Origin of the sequence: Rheinheimera soli, from assembly GCF_021290985.1 — a bacterium.
Lineage (GTDB): Bacteria > Pseudomonadota > Gammaproteobacteria > Enterobacterales > Alteromonadaceae > Pararheinheimera > Pararheinheimera soli.
This window is the reverse complement of the sequence record NZ_JAJOYU010000001.1, coordinates 400,249-416,076: the sequence shown is the minus strand read 5'-3', so window position 1 is coordinate 416,076 and position 15,828 is coordinate 400,249. Positions and strand designations below refer to the sequence as shown.

Genomic DNA, 15,828 nt, shown 5'->3' with positions numbered 1-15,828 from the left:
AAAGTCAGAGACAGAAATAAAGAAAATCAAGGATATCAAATGACGTATCAGCTTATTACCACTTCATCTGCTTTAGCTGCTTTTTGTGCGCAAGCCGCCAGTGCTGAGGTGTTAGCTGTGGATACTGAATTTGTCCGCCAAACCACCTTATACCCCAAGCTTGGTTTAATTCAGCTGTTTGATGGCAAACAACTGGTGTTAGTTGATCCTTTAGCTATTGATGACTGGAGCTCCTTGCAACAGCTGTTTGCTAATCCGTCGGTTTGTAAGGTTGTGCATTCCTGCAATGAAGATTTAGAAGCCTTAGCTACTAAAAATTTATTGCCGATATTGCCTCTGATTGATACTCAACTGGCGGCCGAGCTGGCAGGTTGGGGTGGTAGTCAGGGCTATGCCAAGCTGGTGCAAAGAGTTTGTGCTGTGGAGCTGGATAAAAGTGAATCCCGCACCGATTGGATAGCCCGGCCTTTATCGGCTTTGCAGCTGGACTACGCTGCTAAAGATGTAGAGCATTTGCTGGACGTGTATCAGGCGCTGAAAGCTGAACTGGTCGCAAAAGAGCAATACGAGCTGCTGCTTGCTGAAGGTGAACATTTAATAGTGCGACGCTCTTTTGGTTTGCCTTTGTCATTTCGCCATCTGGATCTGAAAAACAGCAATTTGCTGACGCCACGTGAGCTGGCCATTTTGCGAGAGTTAGTGATCTGGCGACAGGATTATGCACAGCAGCACGATATGGCTCTGGGTTTTATTTTTAAAGATCATCATTTACTGGATATTGCCAAACGCCGCCCTGGCAGTCTGGAGTCGATGTTTAATATTCCTGAGTTACCAGGTCGTGAAGTTCGCCGCCATGGTAAAACAGTGTTAGCTCTTATTGAACAAGCCAAAGCTTTACCGCTGGAACAATGCCCACAGCCTTTTTATCACACTGATGTGTTCGCTGGTTTTAAAGAAGAGCTGCAGCGCATTACAGATGCAATTAAAGCGGCGGCTAAAGTGTCCGATATTCCGGCAGAATTTATCGCTGTGCGGCGGCAGAGTACCGAGTACTTTAACTGGTGCTGGCGGGTCAGTGACGAAGACAGAGCTCAACTGCCTGTTCCGGAATTTTTGCGTGGCTGGCGTCGTGAGATCTTAATAAAACACTTACCTGTTCCCGCGCACATTCAGTCACTGATCTGAATTCACTGATCATACGTAATACAGCCCTCTTCACAGGATGGTTTAGTAGATTTTTTCGGCTAAACCATGCTTTTTTTTTCAAAAATCTGCATTGATCTAAAAAAAAAACAATCCCGTAACTCTTGAGCTACATCAACAATCAAAGGGTTATAAAATGATGCAATGGAAAATAAAGTCGCTCGCAATGGGTGCAGCCTTTTTATTGATCGGTTGTAATAGTTCCGACAATGATTTACCTGTACCTCCGGAAAAACCAGTGAGCTTGTCAGTGAAAGTGGTGCATGCAGTATCAGACGCACCTGATGTCGCTGTCAGTCGCACCAACGGGGTTGTTATACAAAATCTGGCCTTCGGCGCAGTTGCTGAACCTCTTGTTGCAAGCCCAGGAGATTTTACGTTAGCAGTTGATGCAAAACTCCCAGGCGGCGAGTTGGCCCGGGTTATCCCTGCAACTACTTTGGCTTTGGCAGATGCCACAGACTATGTTGTTTTTGCCACAGGGAAAGCTGCAGATGGCAGCATTGAACCTCTGGTGGTTAATTTCCCACAAACTGCAGTGAGTAGCGGCAACGTGCGTCTGCGCGTCGTGCATGCTGCGGCGTCTGCGCCCACAGTCGATGTGCATTTAACAGCGCCTGCTGATACGTTATCTGCTGGCACTGTCGCTGCAACCTTAGAGTTCAGCGATGCAACAGGTGATGTGACTGTGCCAGCCGGGGATTACAGAGTTCGAATTACCCCGGCAGGTAACTTAACTACAGTGGTGTTTGATTCTGGCACTGTGGCTTTAGCTTCAGGAAGCGACTTAACTGTTGCTGCTTTGGACAGCCGTTTTGCCGGACCTTCACCTGTATCTTTATTAGCTTTAGTTCAGGGTGGCAATACAAGCCTTGAGTTGTTAGACACAGGTTCAGTCTCTGCTGTGCGCGTAGTGCACGATGTGTCCGATGCACCCGCTGTGGACATCTTAGTGAACGATGCCGAAGCTATTAATGCACTGGCTTTCCCTGACTTTACCGGTTATGCCGAACTGGCCCCTGATACTTACAACGTGAAAGTTGCTGCTGACGCTGACAATTCTGTAGTGGTGATTGACGCCGATTTAGAATTAGAAAGCGGTGCTTATTACACAGTGCACGCAGTGGGCTCTTTGACAGAAGAAAGCATTGAACCTTTGGTTGTAATGGACCATCCGCGTCGCATTGCCACAGCAGCGCAAATCCGCGTGATCCATGGTTCAAGCCTGGCAGGTCCAGTGGATGTTTATCTGACGGCGAACTCAGACATTTCTGCGGCCACAGCTGCGCTGAGTAACGTGCCTTTCAAAGCGGATTCTGGCTATGTTCAGGTACCAGCAGGGGATTATTTTGTCACTGTGACACCTACAGGCAGCAAGACAGCAGCCATAGGCCCAGTAGCAGTCACATTAGACGCCAATAGTATTTATACGGCAGTAGCTCGCGATGGTGAGGGCTTAACAACGGATCTGGGTTTGATCCTGATGGATGACTTTGCTAACTAAGAGTGGCAAAAAAGAGGCAGAGTCACAGACTCTGCCTCTTTTATTTGTTACTTTTTATCGTCAGGGAAGGTAACGTTTAATTCCAGCACAGACAGTTGATCTGAGCTTTTCTCCAGCGATACCGATACCTGATCGTCAGCTATATCCACATACTTGCGGATCACCGCCAAAATATCTCGCTCCAGTTGTGGTAAATAATCCGGACTGTTGCGGCGGTTGCGTTCATGCGCAACGATGATCTGTAACCGCTCTTTGGCAGTTGAAGCGGTATTTTTTTTCGTTGAACGGAAATAATCCAATAACGACATTCGCTTAGCCTCCAAATATACGTTTCAGCAAGCCTTTTTTCTCCACGTTCAGGAAACGGAAAGGCACTTCTTCGCCGAGCAAGCGGGCGACCGTATCTAAATAGGCCTGGCCAGCATCACTGTCTTCGTCCAGAATCACCGGAGTACCAGAGTTGGACGCGTTTAAAACCGCCTGAGACTCAGGGATCACACCCAGCAGTTTAATCGCCAGAATCTCACCCACGTCTTCAACACTGAGCATTTCACCTTTAATAACACGCTCTGGGTTGTAACGGGTTAACAACAAGTGTTCTTTAATACCTGGTAAACCTTGTTCTGCACGGCGAGATTTGCTGCTGAGCATTCCTAAAATACGGTCTGAGTCACGCACTGAAGATACTTCAGGGTTAGTCACAACCACAGCTTCGTCGGCAAAATACAACGCCATCATAGCGCCTGATTCAATACCAGCAGGCGAGTCACAGATGATGTAATCAAATTCCTGCGCCAGCTCGTTCAGAATGCGTTCTACACCTTCTTTACTCAGCGCATCTTTATCACGGGTTTGTGAAGCAGGCAGAATAAACAGGGTATCGATACGTTTATCTTTGATCATCGCCTGTTTTAAATTCGCTTCACCATTAATCACGTTGACGAAGTCGTATACAACACGACGCTCGCAACCCATGATTAAGTCCAGGTTTCTTAAACCTATATCGAAATCGATAATAACGGTTTTGAAACCGCGCATGGCGATGCCTGTACCAATAGCCGCGCTTGACGTAGTTTTGCCTACGCCACCTTTACCTGATGTAACAACAATGATTTTTGCCATCGCAAAATATCCTTAAAGCAAATCTGCTAAAACCAACTTATCGTCCTGCAACCCAATGCAAGCCGACTTACCCCAATATTCGCCTTGCAGACTGTCACTTAACCAGTAACTTCCGGCTATGGAGATCAGTTCAGCTTCCAGCTTGTGACAAAACACGCGTTTTTGATTATCTCCGGCAGCTCCTGCTATGGCTTTGCCACGCAGCGTACCGTAAATATGTATATTTCCATCAGCAATGACTTCAGCGCCGGCACCTACAGTACCACGGATCACTAAATCTGCACCTTTGGCATAAATTTGCTGGCCAGAGCGAATATTTTGCTCCACCACTTTGGTTTCCATCACAGGAGCTACAGCTGCTGCTTCAGTTTTGGCTTCAATTTCTTTGGTTTCTTTAGCCGGCGTTTTGCTTTTACTTAGTTGAAGTGCAGCTAAACCTGCGGCCTGAGCCACTTTTTTCAATTCAGCTGAAGCACCACATACACCCACTAATACCAGCTCAAGTTCTTTAAAAACTTCAGCAATGGCTGCAAAATCAGGAGCTTGAGTAACAGACTCGACATTAATCACCACAGGTGCGCGGTAAAAAAAAGCAGGAGCTTGCGCCAGTTTTTGTTGCAGCTGAGTTTTTACGGCAGCAGCAGACAGGTCCTGACAATACAACACAGACAGTGGAAACAAACTGCCTTTTAATTCAAAGGAATGATCAGACATAGCTCAAAATGCGCACTTTATTATTTGTTTAATGACGGCAAAAATTCGTGTCAGCCTTTATTCGCTTGGTACGCAAGGCTGGTGCTTCATGTTATAGTTTGCGCCCCTGTTAGGCAAGTTAGTAAGAGTAGTTTTTGTCCTATGTTATGTGTTGTTTATAAAAGTCCTAAACTGGACCAAACCTATTTGTATGTATTGCGCCGCGACGATTTTAGCGCTGTACCTGAAGCCTTACTTAAAACCTTTGGTAAACCTATGCTGGTCACGCTGATTAATCTGGCGACCAAAAGCAAATTAGCCCATGCCGATATCGACAAGGTCAGACAACAGCTGACAGAGCAGGGCTTTTATTTGCAGTTACCTCCGCCGCCTGAAGATTTACTCAAAGCGCATAAAGAGAGCCAGCAAAACAAGGAGTAGTACATGAAGTTCACTCAAATCACAGTTATCGTTGCCAGCAGCCTATTATTGGCTTGTACCGCTACTGTCTCTGGTAAAGCTCAGACTGCAGCTGAAGTCGCAAAGACACAAGCTGCCGCCACAGCACAAACTAAAGCACCAGCAGAGCCCCAAGCCAAAGCCGCCAGTGCGGTAGCAACAGCTGAGCCTGCTCAGGCCGCAGTCACTAGAGGCAGTTTTGAAAACTATGTAGCGTCTTTAAAACAGGAAGCCTTACAAAAGGGCTATTCCAAAGCTTTAGTTGATGAAGTGTTTGCCAGCCTGAAGCATTACCAGTCTGCTGTGGTCGCTGATAAAAAACAGCCTGAATTCACCGAGACGTTAGATACCTATTTGCCTAAACGTGTCAGCAAAATGCGTATAGATTTGGCGCGTAAGTACTACAAAGAACATCAGAAAGAGCTGGAAGCTATAGGTCAGAAATATGGGGTACAACCCCGTTTTATCGTGGCCTTGTGGGGCCTGGAAAGCAGCTTTGGTAAGTTTATGGGCAACTATTCAGTGCCTTCGGCTTTAGCTACCATGGCGTATGACGGCCGCCGTGAAACTTTTTTTAAATCCGAGTTTTTTCTGGCGCTGGATATTTTGCAGCAAGGTCATGTCAAATTAGCGGACATGAAAGGCTCATGGGCCGGTGCTATGGGTCAAAGCCAGTTTATGCCAAGTGCTTTTATGTCCTACGCTCAGGATGGTGACGGCGATGGTCATATCAATATCTGGCAAAGCCGCTCTGACGCTTTTGCCTCTATTGCTAATTATTTAAAAACCCGGGGTTGGGACAATAGCCAAACCTGGGGCAGGGAAGTAAAAGTACCAAAAAACTTTGATTTCTCTTACGTGATCCCAAAAGGCAGCAAAGACAGAACTCAGTGGCTGCAGTGGTGGGCTAAATCTGAACGTTCTTTAGCGGCATGGCAAACCTTGGGCGTTCGCACCACTGAAGGCAAAGCTCTGCCCAAGCGAGATATCAAAGCTGCTTTGGTGATGCCGGATGACGAACAAGGCCGGGTGTATCTGGCGTACAGCAACTACCAGACGCTGATGCACTGGAACCGCTCTTATTATTTTGTCACCAGCGTAGGTTATCTGGCTGATTTAATAGTGGCTGAGGATTAAACATGAGTTATCAGCATAACGATGTTCATGGACAGGCTATTCACCTGCCTGCAGGCAAAGTGCTTTGCATAGGTCAGAATTATCAGGACCATATTGCTGAGATGAACAGCAAAACAGCAGCAGAAGCACTGTTTTTTATCAAACCCAACACGGCCCTTGTTGATATCAATCAGCCTTTTCTGATCCCAGACCAGTTAGGTGCAGTGCATAATGAAACTGAACTGGCGGTGCTGATTAAAGCACCTTTAACCAAAGTGACTCCGGAACAAGTGCTGGATGCGGTGTGGGGTTATGGTCTGGCGCTGGATTTAACGCTTCGGGACCAGCAAAAGAAATTAAAAGAGTTGGGACGGCCCTGGGAAATTGCCAAAGGTTTTGATGGTGCTTGCCCTGTCTCTGGTTTTATTGCTGCGGACGAACTGGGTGATGTGCAACAGTTAGAGTTTAGCCTGACGGTGAATGGTGAACTGCGTCAGCAAGGCGATACCCGAATGATGATCCGTTCTGTGACTCAAATCATCAGTGAGATGTCGCAGTTTTTTACCTTGTTACCAGGCGATCTGGTGCTCACCGGCACACCAGCAGGTGTAGGGCCACTTTATAGCGGCGATCAGTTAGAATTAACTCTGGCTAACAAGCTACATATTAAGACGTCAGTACGCTGACAGAGAGGTTGAAGTGTTAACAGCAAAATTCTGGGAAACCAAAAGCCTGGAACAAATGACAATAGAAGAATGGGAAGCTGTCTGTGACGGCTGTGCCAAATGTTGTCTGAACAAATTTATTGATGATGAAGACGAAGAGGCTGAAGGCCCAACAGATTACATCAAGCCAGACGAGCAAATTCATTTTACCAATATCGCTTGTCGTTATCTGGATAGTCACAAATGTGCTTGTACTGTGTATGAACAACGTACAGTCCTGGTGCCGGATTGTGTGAAGCTGACACAAGACAATTTAAAAGACATCTTTTTTATGCCAAACAGCTGCAGCTACCGCCGTTTGCATGAAGGTCGTGGTTTACCGTCCTGGCATCCGCTGCTGAACAATGGCAAAAAAAGTCTGATGCATAAAAAACAAATGTCTGTGCGTAATAAAACCATTTCAGAAGACGAGGTCGATATGGAAAAGTTTGAAGACCATATTGTGACTTGGGCTATTAACGATCTGGATTAAACATTTTCAGTCTAAGTTCAGTTGTACAAAGAAAAATAACGTTTTTTGATTGAGGGTGGTGATTGTGCAAGAAGCCATGCAGATTTTGCATCAGTTAAGACAGTTAATGGCCAGCTTTAGTCCGGCTATAGTGCAGATGGTGATCAGTGCTGTCATCATCCTGATTTACATCGTTTTAAGTCGCAGAATAGCGCCGTTTTTATACCGTACTATTGCTGCCAGCGTATTAAAAGATGAAATGAACCGCCGTGCTCTGGTGGTGTTTCATATTCTGCTGTTTTTACTGCTTGTTGTTATTCTGAGTGTGGTCTGGGGGATCGACATCAAGGGTTTGCTGGTTCTTGCCTCCTCAATGATTGCGGTGATAGGTGTGGCTTTGTTTGCCGCCTGGTCATTGCTAAGCAACATCACCGCCTTTTTTATTATGCTGGGCCAGCGTAACTTTGCGCCCGGTGCGGAAGTCAAAATTATTGATGGCGCAAACCATGTCGAAGGCAAGGTAGTGGAAATCAATTTGTTCAGCACAGTGCTGCTGACCAAAAACAACGAGCAGATTGTTTATCCGAATAACCTGATCGTCTCTCGCCCTGTGATAGTGCAGCATCAGTTCAGAGCGGATAAAAACAAAATGGTAAACAGATGGCGGCGTAGACACCCAGATCATCGTTAAGTGACGGATTAAACAAAAGGGCCTTTTCGGCCCTTTGTCATATCTGGTTTTGCTTAAACCCAAAGTAATTAGAGTACGTAGGGTTTAGTCTGGTAAACGCAAGGCTTCTCTGAACTTATCCACCCACATAGCCGTTGCACCACAGACCGCCACCGGCATAATGAGTAAGTTAATCAGCGGCACTAAGCTCAGCACATAGACACTGATACCAAAAGCATAGCTATGCTTCCACTGCAGTTTTAACGCCTTTCTCATGGTGGTAAAAGGTACTTTATGGTTATCAAAAGGATAGTCACAGTACTGAATCGCCAGCATCCAGCTGCAAAATAAAAACCATAACAACTGACCTATGCCCGGCAGGATAAAAAACAGCAGTAAAAAACCAATAGCGCGGGGCAGGCAATAGACAAACTTCTGCCATTCACGCCCCAGCATACGGGGGACATCTTTTAAAAAAGCGGCAAGGCCCTGATCGGGCAATGGCTGACCTGTTAAATGCAGTTCTGTTTTTTCTGCCAGCAAAGCATTAAAAGGTGCAGCGATAAAGTTAGCTACCATAGTAAAAGTTAAAGCTAAACCCATCACAATAGAAAACAGCGCCAAAGGCCAGACTAAAAAGCCAACAAAGCCCAACCAGTCTGGCAAGGTGGCCACCACCTGATCAACCCAACCACCTAACTGACTGAATAAATAGCCGAAAGCCAGCGCAAACAGCACCAGGTTGATGCACAGTGGCACCACCACATAACGTTTTAAGCCTTTGACCCTGATTAAACTAAGGCCCTTCATCAGATAATGCATAGATCCAGCTCCTTTAGCACGAATGAGCCGAGCATATAGGCCATGTATCTGAGTCGCAAGAAGAAATCCGTAAGCAACTTTTTCAGTGTCCTGACACAAAGCGGCCGTGACAGCAGCACTGCAGTTCTGTTACATTCACTTTTGTTAACAAAACCTCGGCCTTATTGTTCAGGGACAGATGCGTCTTAAGCAAATTAAATTAGCGGGTTTTAAATCCTTCGTTGATCCCACTCAGGTGGCTTTTCCTGCTCAGATGACTGCTGTAGTGGGACCAAACGGCTGCGGTAAATCTAATGTAATTGACGCCGTGCGCTGGGTGCTGGGTGAAAGCTCAGCGAAAAACCTGCGTGGTGATGCCATGACAGACGTTATTTTTAACGGCTCCACGCAACGTAAACCCGTGTCTCAAGCTTCTGTTGAACTGATGTTTGAAAACACCCAAGGCCGTTTGCAAGGTACGCTGGCCGATCGTAGTGAAATATCTATCAAACGTTTAGTGACGCGGGATGGCCAGTCGAATTATTTCCTGAATGGCACTAAATGCCGCCGCCGTGATATCACAGATATTTTCCTTGGCACTGGTTTAGGCCCACGCAGTTACGCCATTATTGAACAAGGTATGATTTCACGGCTGATAGAATCCAAGCCAGCTGACTTACGTATTTTTATCGAAGAAGCGGCTGGCATTTCCAAATACAAAGAACGCCGGCGCGAAACCGAAAACCGCATTAAACATACCCGCGAAAACCTGGACCGTTTATCTGACGTGCGGGAAGAGCTGGGTAAAAACCTCGATAAGTTAAAACGTCAGGCTGCAGCTGCGGCACGTTTTAAAGAACTCAAAGCACAGGAGCGCAAGCTCAAAGCAGAATTGGCCTGTGTGAAATGGTTACACTTTCATGGCCTGTTGCAAAAAACCGAGCTGGACATTCAGCACAAGCTGACAGAAATAGAACAGTTTCAGGCTGCTCAATCCGGTGATCAGTTGCTGGTGCTGCAACTGAAAGAGCAGCAACAGGATTTACGTACTGAACAGCAGCAAGTGCAGCAGCAGTATTATCAGGTCGGTAATCAGATCACCCGCTTAGAACAGCAACAATTGCACCAACGTCAGCGCCGTCAAAGCCTGACTGATGAGTTGCGTTCATTACAGCTGACCTTGCAGGAAGCCGACTCTTATATGGCGCAGCAGCAGGAGCAACTGGCTGAACTCGAGTTTCAGCTTGAAAATGCAGCTCCGGATAGCGAACTGAAACAAGAGCAGTTTGAAACTCTGACCGAACAAGCCGAGCAAGCGCAGGAACAGTTAGCCAGCGCTCAGCATCAGTTACAGCAATGGCAGCAACAGTTTTTTGCACTGCAGCAACAGCAGCAACAAAACAAGCTAAAAACCGAACACAGCCAGCAACAGCAACAGCAATTACTCAACCGTATCAGCCAGCTCCAACAGGAACTGGGTCAACTGGATGCAGCGGCCGACTCGAAAGCTGCAGAGCCATTAGTGGCAAAGCAGCAGCAGGCACAGCAGCAACTTGAGCTACTGCAGCAGCAAAGCTCTGATGCTGAACAGCGCTATCAGGCTTTGCAGCACAATGTGCAAGAACGCAAACAACAGCAGTTGGTGCAACAAAGCGAGTTGAAGCAGTTGAAGACTCAGCAAGAGAAGCTCAACCAAATTCAGTTGCAGGTCAATCAGCAGCAACAACAACTGTTAAAGCAGCTCCAGATTGAACCCAAATGGGCAAAGGCTGTCGGTCTGGTGCTGGGTGAGCTTCAACATGCGACAGCAGAGCAGGGCGCTAAACAGGGAACTGAGCAAAGTTATATCTCACCAAGTCAGCTTGATGCCAAAGCCGGTACTTTAGCAACAGTGATACGTTCTGGCCTCTACCCGGACTCATTCCATACTGTTGTACTGGCCGACAACGCAGAGCAAGCCAAAGCAAAACAACAGCAATTAGAGCCGCAGCAGTCGGTGATTTGTCCTGAAGGCATTTGGTTTGGCAGCAATTGGCAGCTCGTGCCCGGGCAGGCGGCTTCAGATAACTACTTAACACGGCAACAGCAATTGCTGGAACTGGCTGAACAAATCCAGCAGCTTGAACAGCAACTTTTGGCAGAGCAGCAACAGGCACTGCAATCTGATGCTGAGCTTTCAGAGAGTAAACAGCAATGGCAGCAAAGCATTCAACAGTTGCAACAAGCTAAAGATTTACTGCAAAAAATCAGCACTGACCTTTTATTGCTGCAACAACAGCAGCAATTACAGCAGCAAAGACGTTTACAGGCATCCACTGAGCTGACAACACAGCAGCAGGATTTTGAGTTGTTAAGTCTGCAACTCGAAGAACTGGAGCAACAATCCGAAGCGCTGGATGAGCAGTATCAGACGCAAAAAGCCAAAGAAGGGCAGTTGCAGCAACAACACAGCCAGAGCCAGCAACAGCATCAGCAACTGAAACAACAACAGGATTTAATTCGCCAACAACTGCAGCAATTGCAACTGGAACAACAAAGCTTAAGTAAGCAAATCACTTTCAGTCAGCAGAATTTACAGCGCAGCCAACAGCAACAACAGCAACTGCAGCAACGCCATCTATTGGTCCAGGATCAACTGGCTGAAGTGTCAGAACCCGATGGCGAACAACACGAAACTTTACAGTTGTTACTGGAACAACGCGCTGAAGTTGAACTTTTAGTGCAGCAAAAAGCCGAAGCTTTGCATTTGTTAGAAGAAAAGCTGCGCCAAGCCGAACAAGGTCATCAAGGTGTGGCGCATTTATTAACGCAAAAGCAGAAAGAATTAGCTGATTTACAGTTAAGCGCCGAAGGTTATCGTGTACGTGCTAACAATATGCTGGAGCAGCTGACAGAGCTACAGGTGAACTTTAAAGAACTGAGTGAAACTCTGCCGCCTGAAGCGAATGAGCAGGAATGGCAACAACAGCTGGAAAAAACACAGGATTCAGTCTCACGTCTAGGCCCTATTAACCTGGCGGCTATTGAAGAATTTGAACAGCAGGACGAGCGTAAACAGTATCTGGACGCGCAGCATCAGGATTTAGTCTCAGCATTAGAAACTCTCGAAACTGCTATTCGTAAAATTGACCGGGAAACCCGGCAGAAATTTAAAGAAACCTTTGAGCAGGTCAATGACGGCTTGCAAACTTTGTTTCCAAAAGTCTTTGGTGGAGGTAGTGCCTATCTTGATTTAACCGACGAAGATCTGTTAGAAACAGGTGTAACTATCATGGCGAGACCGCCAGGCAAAAAAAACAGTACAATTCACTTACTCTCGGGTGGTGAAAAAGCGCTAACCGCTTTATCATTGGTGTTTTCGATTTTTCGATTAAATCCAGCACCTTTTTGCATGTTGGATGAAGTTGATGCACCTTTGGATGATGCAAACGTCGGCAGATTTTGTAATCTGGTACGGGAAATGTCTGAAACTGTGCAATTTATTTATATCAGTCACAATAAAATTGCCATGGAAATGGCGGCACAATTAATGGGGGTGACCATGCAGGAGCCCGGTGTGTCCAGAGTTGTGGCTGTAGATGTGGAAGATGCCGTGAAAATGGCACAAGCCTAAAAACTAAAAGGTAAAAGAGATGGCTGAGGAATTACGTTTAGTCTTGATTGTTTTGGGTGTGTTGGGTATCAGCGCTTTAGCTTTACATGGCTGGTGGACAGTCCGGAAAAATAACAAGGACAACAGCAAATACGAAGTAGACGCTGCTGCAAACTCCGGCCCTAAAGGCGATGGGTTTGATGAGTTGGGTATTGGTCGTAAGCGTGTATTACAACCTGGCGAAAAGCCGCAACCAAAACCTGCGCCAACAGTGCCACCAAAAGCCAACAAATTACGTGAACCCGTAAAAGTGCGTCGTGAGCCGGAATTAAATGAACCCTCTTTAGATATGGGCAGTTTTTCTGCTACAGACGAGCCTTATGCTGAAGCTGTTGCCGAAGAGCAACAAGCAGCCTATGAAGCAGAAAAAGATCAAAGCGCACAGGCGCCAGCAAACGAAGTGCTGATCCTGTACGTATTGCTGCCAGAAGGCGAGGAAATTAACGGTTCTCTGTTATTGCCGTCTTTGCTGATGTTAGGCTTTAAGTACGGCGAAATGAATATTTTCCACCGTTTCCAGGACAATGCAGGTTCAGGCGAAGTGTTGTTTTCACTGGCCAATATGTTTAATCCGGGTACCTTCGATTTAGAAGAGATGGAAAAAATGAATACCCGTGGTTTAAGTTTGTTTATGACCTTGCCAGGGCCTGGCGAAGCTTTACAAAACTTCAACCTGATGCACAGTGCAGCGAAAAAACTGGCCGATGAATTCGGTGGTCAGGTACTGGATGGTCAACGCTCAGTGCTGACAGTACAAACAGTACGACATTATGTGGAAAAAATCCGTGAGTTCCAGCGTCAGCGCCTGATCCACGGTTAATGCATTACAGCTGTTAAACAGGCCCCGTCATCGGGGCCTAGTTATTTTAGAATTTAACATTTTAGAATTTAACAATTCAGAATTTAAGATTTTAGACTTTAAGTGTCCGGGTAAACCAAATGAACCAAACTATGCAACAACGCCTGCAGCAGCTCAAAGACCAACTGGCTTACCATAATCACCAGTATTACGTGCTGGACAACCCAAGTATTCCGGATGCCGACTACGACCAGTTGTTCCAAGAGCTACAGCAGATAGAGCAACAGCATCCGGAGCTGGTGACCGCAGATTCACCGACTCAACGAGTTGGGGCTGCACCTTTAAGCAAATTTGGTCAAATCAGCCATCAGGTGGCTATGTTGTCCTTGGATAACGCTTTTGATGCCGAAGACTTTGCCGCTTTTTACAAACGTATGGCAGACCGTATTGATGCAAGCAAAGACTTTGAATTTTGTGCCGAACCTAAGCTGGATGGTTTAGCCGTCAGTATTCGTTATGAACAAGGCCTGTTGGTACAAGCTGCTACCCGCGGTGATGGTTTTACCGGTGAAGATATTACTGCCAACGTCAAAACCATCCGTGCCGTGCCACTGAAGTTACAAGGCGAAGTACCGGCTGTGTTGGAAGTGCGTGGTGAAGTTTTTATGCCCCTGGCAGGTTTTGAGGCGATGAACGATAAAGCCCGCGCTGCTGGAGATAAAGTCTTTGCCAACCCTCGTAATGCAGCAGCTGGTAGTTTACGGCAGCTGGATCCGAAGATCACAGCTACCCGGCCTTTGATGTTTTATGCCTATGCGGTAGGTGCTGTGGAAGACCCTGCTCAGTTGCTAAACGGCAAAAGCCATTATGCGCGTTTGCAGCAACTCAAAGGCTGGGGTTTACCTGTTTGCCCGGAAATACGCCATGTCACCGGCTTGCAGGCTGCTTTGGAGTACCAGCAAAACATTCTGACTAAACGCGCTGTTTTACCTTACGAAATAGATGGTGTGGTGCTGAAGGTGGATGATCTAGCGCAGCAACAGGCATTGGGTTTTGTCGCCCGGGCACCACGCTGGGCTATTGCCTTTAAATTTCCGGCTCAGGAAAAAACCACCACTTTACTGGACGTTGAATTCCAGGTCGGTCGCACCGGCTCTATTACGCCTGTTGCGCGATTAGAGCCTGTCATAGTGGGCGGCGTCACTGTCAGTAATGCGACTTTGCACAACCAGGATGAAATTAACCGTTTGGGCGTCAAAGTAGGCGATACCGTCATAGTGCGCAGGGCAGGGGACGTGATCCCACAAATTGTTTCGGTAGTGTTGGAACAACGCCCTGAAAATGCGCGTGACATCCTGTTTCCAAGCCTTTGTCCTGTTTGCCAGTCCAGTGTAGAGCGAGTTGAAGGCGAAGCGGTAGCGCGTTGCACAGGCGGCTTGTTTTGTGCTGCACAGCGCAAAGAAGCGTTGAAGCATTTCGTTTCACGCAAAGCCATGGATATTGAAGGTTTAGGCGACAAGATCATTGAACAGTTGGTGGATCAGCAACTGGTAAAAACTCCGGCTGATATTTTCCGGCTGGATATGCCAGCTTTGGTGGGCCTGGAGCGGATGGGCGAAAAGCTGGCGCTTAAACTGTTGAAGTCCATAGAGGATTCTAAACAAACCACTTTGCCACGTTTTATTTACTCTTTGGGTATTCGCGAAGTAGGCGAAGCCACAGCCCTTAATTTGGCCAGCCATTTTGCCGCTTTGGACGCAGTGCAGCAAGCAAGTGTCGAGCAGCTGTTAGAAGTACAGGATGTGGGTGCTGTGGTTGCAGGGAATATTCAGCATTTTATGGCGGAAGAGCATAATGCTGCAGTGATCCAGCAGTTAATTGATGCAGGTATTCATTGGCCTGTGATTGAGAAACAACAACAAGGCGAACAACCGCTAGCGGGATTAACAGTAGTTTTAACAGGCACCTTAACCAGCATGGGCCGCGACGATGCCAAAGAAAAACTGCAGCGTTTAGGGGCTAAAGTATCTGGCTCTGTTTCCGCTAAAACTTATGCTGTCATAGCGGGCGATAACGCGGGCTCTAAGCTGGCTAAAGCCACTGAACTGTCGGTACCTGTCTGGACAGAGCAACAGATGTTGGATCTGTTTTCACAGCATGGATTGAACTGATATGTCTGAATTTTATCCTCTGCTGGATAAGTATGGCCTGACCCGCATCCCCATGCGTTTTTATGCGGTGTTGTTGCTGGTGTTAAGGCCTTATCTGCTGTGGATTTTAGTGCTGACTATGCCAGAAGGCGGTGACAAGTTAATGGCCGCCGTCTATCCGAAAAGCAGCGATTTCTTAACTGCTTGTCTGATTTGTGCACCCTTGTTGCTGGTTGTGGCTGCATTAAGTCAGCGCAAGGATAAGGGGCATCAAGGCTGGTTTAAATTATGGCGCCAAAGCCGTTGGATTATGCTGGCAGTTGTTGCTACAGATCTGGTGCACAGCCTGACTCACTTACCCAACTATGTGATGCTCAAAGCACCCTGGTTACTGATATCACCTGTGTTGCTGGTGCTTAGCTTATGGTGGCTGCTGAAGAACCCTGTGATGAAACAGGTGGTGACTGAATGGCCTTAGCCTAG

The 15,828-nt window shown here is 46.9% G+C and carries 15 protein-coding genes; 11 read left to right on the top strand and 4 right to left on the bottom strand.

Features of this window, described 5'->3' with window-relative positions; translation table 11 throughout:
• Positions 1 to 39 precede the first annotated feature (39 nt).
• Positions 40 to 1,185, top strand: a complete 1,146-nt coding sequence (gene rnd / locus LSG37_RS01950; protein WP_233078172.1) for a ribonuclease D — start codon at positions 40 to 42, stop codon at positions 1,183 to 1,185.
• Between the two features lie 154 nt (positions 1,186 to 1,339).
• Positions 1,340 to 2,707, top strand: coding sequence for a DUF4397 domain-containing protein (locus tag LSG37_RS01945; RefSeq protein ID WP_233078171.1), 1,368 nt, complete (start codon positions 1,340 to 1,342; stop codon positions 2,705 to 2,707).
• A gap of 47 nt (positions 2,708 to 2,754) precedes the next feature.
• On the opposite strand, the gene minE is transcribed toward LSG37_RS01945, so the two are convergent.
• From minE to minC, 3 genes are read right to left on the bottom strand one after another with little or no spacing between them, the layout of a single operon-like run.
• Positions 2,755 to 3,015 carry a cell division topological specificity factor MinE gene (gene minE / locus LSG37_RS01940; RefSeq protein ID WP_233009671.1) on the bottom strand — a complete coding sequence of 87 codons (261 nt, stop codon included), beginning with the start codon at positions 3,013 to 3,015 and terminating at the stop codon, positions 2,755 to 2,757.
• 4 nt (positions 3,016 to 3,019) lie between these two features.
• The gene (gene minD / locus LSG37_RS01935) at positions 3,020 to 3,829 is read right to left on the bottom strand and encodes a septum site-determining protein MinD (protein ID WP_233078170.1); all 810 of its coding nucleotides are present in this window, start codon (positions 3,827 to 3,829) and stop codon (positions 3,020 to 3,022) included.
• A 12-nt stretch (positions 3,830 to 3,841) separates the two neighbouring features.
• A complete protein-coding gene (minC, locus tag LSG37_RS01930) occupies positions 3,842 to 4,543 on the bottom strand; it encodes a septum site-determining protein MinC (RefSeq protein WP_233078169.1) in 702 nt (233 codons plus the stop codon).
• A gap of 141 nt (positions 4,544 to 4,684) precedes the next feature.
• Here minC and LSG37_RS01925 point away from each other — a divergent pair, with 141 nt between their 5' ends.
• The 5 genes from LSG37_RS01925 to LSG37_RS01905 all read left to right on the top strand — a co-directional run bounded on the left by LSG37_RS01925 (position 4,685) and on the right by LSG37_RS01905 (position 7,964).
• Entirely contained in the window at positions 4,685 to 4,963 is a 279-nt protein-coding gene (locus LSG37_RS01925; protein WP_233078168.1) for a YcgL domain-containing protein, read from the top strand.
• 3 nt (positions 4,964 to 4,966) lie between these two features.
• Positions 4,967 to 6,118 carry a lytic murein transglycosylase gene (locus tag LSG37_RS01920; RefSeq protein ID WP_233078167.1) on the top strand — a complete coding sequence of 384 codons (1,152 nt, stop codon included), beginning with the start codon at positions 4,967 to 4,969 and terminating at the stop codon, positions 6,116 to 6,118.
• A gap of 2 nt (positions 6,119 to 6,120) precedes the next feature.
• Positions 6,121 to 6,783: a fumarylacetoacetate hydrolase family protein gene (locus tag LSG37_RS01915; protein WP_233078166.1), complete on the top strand. Its 663-nt coding sequence runs from the start codon at positions 6,121 to 6,123 to the stop codon at positions 6,781 to 6,783.
• 13 nt (positions 6,784 to 6,796) lie between these two features.
• Positions 6,797 to 7,294, top strand: a complete 498-nt coding sequence (locus LSG37_RS01910) for a YcgN family cysteine cluster protein (RefSeq protein ID WP_127686171.1) — start codon at positions 6,797 to 6,799, stop codon at positions 7,292 to 7,294.
• Between the two features lie 64 nt (positions 7,295 to 7,358).
• Entirely contained in the window at positions 7,359 to 7,964 is a 606-nt protein-coding gene (locus tag LSG37_RS01905; RefSeq protein ID WP_233078165.1) for a mechanosensitive ion channel domain-containing protein, read from the top strand.
• A gap of 84 nt (positions 7,965 to 8,048) precedes the next feature.
• On the opposite strand, the gene cysZ is transcribed toward LSG37_RS01905, so the two are convergent.
• Positions 8,049 to 8,765: a sulfate transporter CysZ gene (gene cysZ / locus LSG37_RS01900; protein WP_233078164.1), complete on the bottom strand. Its 717-nt coding sequence runs from the start codon at positions 8,763 to 8,765 to the stop codon at positions 8,049 to 8,051.
• A 178-nt stretch (positions 8,766 to 8,943) separates the two neighbouring features.
• Between cysZ and smc the strand changes: the two genes are divergently transcribed.
• The 4 genes from smc (at position 8,944) to LSG37_RS01880 (ending at position 15,823) form a co-directional block, all read left to right on the top strand.
• Positions 8,944 to 12,357, top strand: a complete 3,414-nt coding sequence (gene smc, locus LSG37_RS01895) for a chromosome segregation protein SMC (protein WP_233078163.1) — start codon at positions 8,944 to 8,946, stop codon at positions 12,355 to 12,357.
• A gap of 19 nt (positions 12,358 to 12,376) precedes the next feature.
• Positions 12,377 to 13,216, top strand: a complete 840-nt coding sequence (zipA, locus tag LSG37_RS01890; RefSeq protein ID WP_233078162.1) for a cell division protein ZipA — start codon at positions 12,377 to 12,379, stop codon at positions 13,214 to 13,216.
• Between the two features lie 119 nt (positions 13,217 to 13,335).
• Positions 13,336 to 15,366, top strand: a complete 2,031-nt coding sequence (ligA, locus tag LSG37_RS01885) for an NAD-dependent DNA ligase LigA (RefSeq protein WP_233078161.1) — start codon at positions 13,336 to 13,338, stop codon at positions 15,364 to 15,366.
• 1 nt (position 15,367) lies between these two features.
• On the top strand, positions 15,368 to 15,823 hold the full coding sequence (locus tag LSG37_RS01880; protein WP_233078160.1) for a DUF2919 family protein: 456 nt from the start codon (positions 15,368 to 15,370) through the stop codon (positions 15,821 to 15,823).
• The last annotated feature ends 5 nt before the right edge of the window (positions 15,824 to 15,828 follow it).

What these genes read in the sequence shown, in the direction of transcription:
- cysZ (WP_233078164.1), bottom strand. Translation starts at nt 8,765, where the DNA reads ATGCATTATCTGATGAAGGGCCTTAGTTTAATCAGGGTCAAAGGCTTA.
- ligA (WP_233078161.1), top strand. Translation starts at nt 13,336, where the DNA reads ATGAACCAAACTATGCAACAACGCCTGCAGCAGCTCAAAGACCAACTG.
- smc (WP_233078163.1), top strand. Translation starts at nt 8,944, where the DNA reads ATGCGTCTTAAGCAAATTAAATTAGCGGGTTTTAAATCCTTCGTTGAT.
- LSG37_RS01915 (WP_233078166.1), top strand. Translation starts at nt 6,121, where the DNA reads ATGAGTTATCAGCATAACGATGTTCATGGACAGGCTATTCACCTGCCT.
- LSG37_RS01925 (WP_233078168.1), top strand. Translation starts at nt 4,685, where the DNA reads ATGTTATGTGTTGTTTATAAAAGTCCTAAACTGGACCAAACCTATTTG.
- minC (WP_233078169.1), bottom strand. Translation starts at nt 4,543, where the DNA reads ATGTCTGATCATTCCTTTGAATTAAAAGGCAGTTTGTTTCCACTGTCT.
- LSG37_RS01880 (WP_233078160.1), top strand. Translation starts at nt 15,368, where the DNA reads ATGTCTGAATTTTATCCTCTGCTGGATAAGTATGGCCTGACCCGCATC.
- rnd (WP_233078172.1), top strand. Translation starts at nt 40, where the DNA reads ATGACGTATCAGCTTATTACCACTTCATCTGCTTTAGCTGCTTTTTGT.
- minE (WP_233009671.1), bottom strand. Translation starts at nt 3,015, where the DNA reads ATGTCGTTATTGGATTATTTCCGTTCAACGAAAAAAAATACCGCTTCA.
- minD (WP_233078170.1), bottom strand. Translation starts at nt 3,829, where the DNA reads ATGGCAAAAATCATTGTTGTTACATCAGGTAAAGGTGGCGTAGGCAAA.
- LSG37_RS01945 (WP_233078171.1), top strand. Translation starts at nt 1,340, where the DNA reads ATGATGCAATGGAAAATAAAGTCGCTCGCAATGGGTGCAGCCTTTTTA.
- zipA (WP_233078162.1), top strand. Translation starts at nt 12,377, where the DNA reads ATGGCTGAGGAATTACGTTTAGTCTTGATTGTTTTGGGTGTGTTGGGT.
- LSG37_RS01920 (WP_233078167.1), top strand. Translation starts at nt 4,967, where the DNA reads ATGAAGTTCACTCAAATCACAGTTATCGTTGCCAGCAGCCTATTATTG.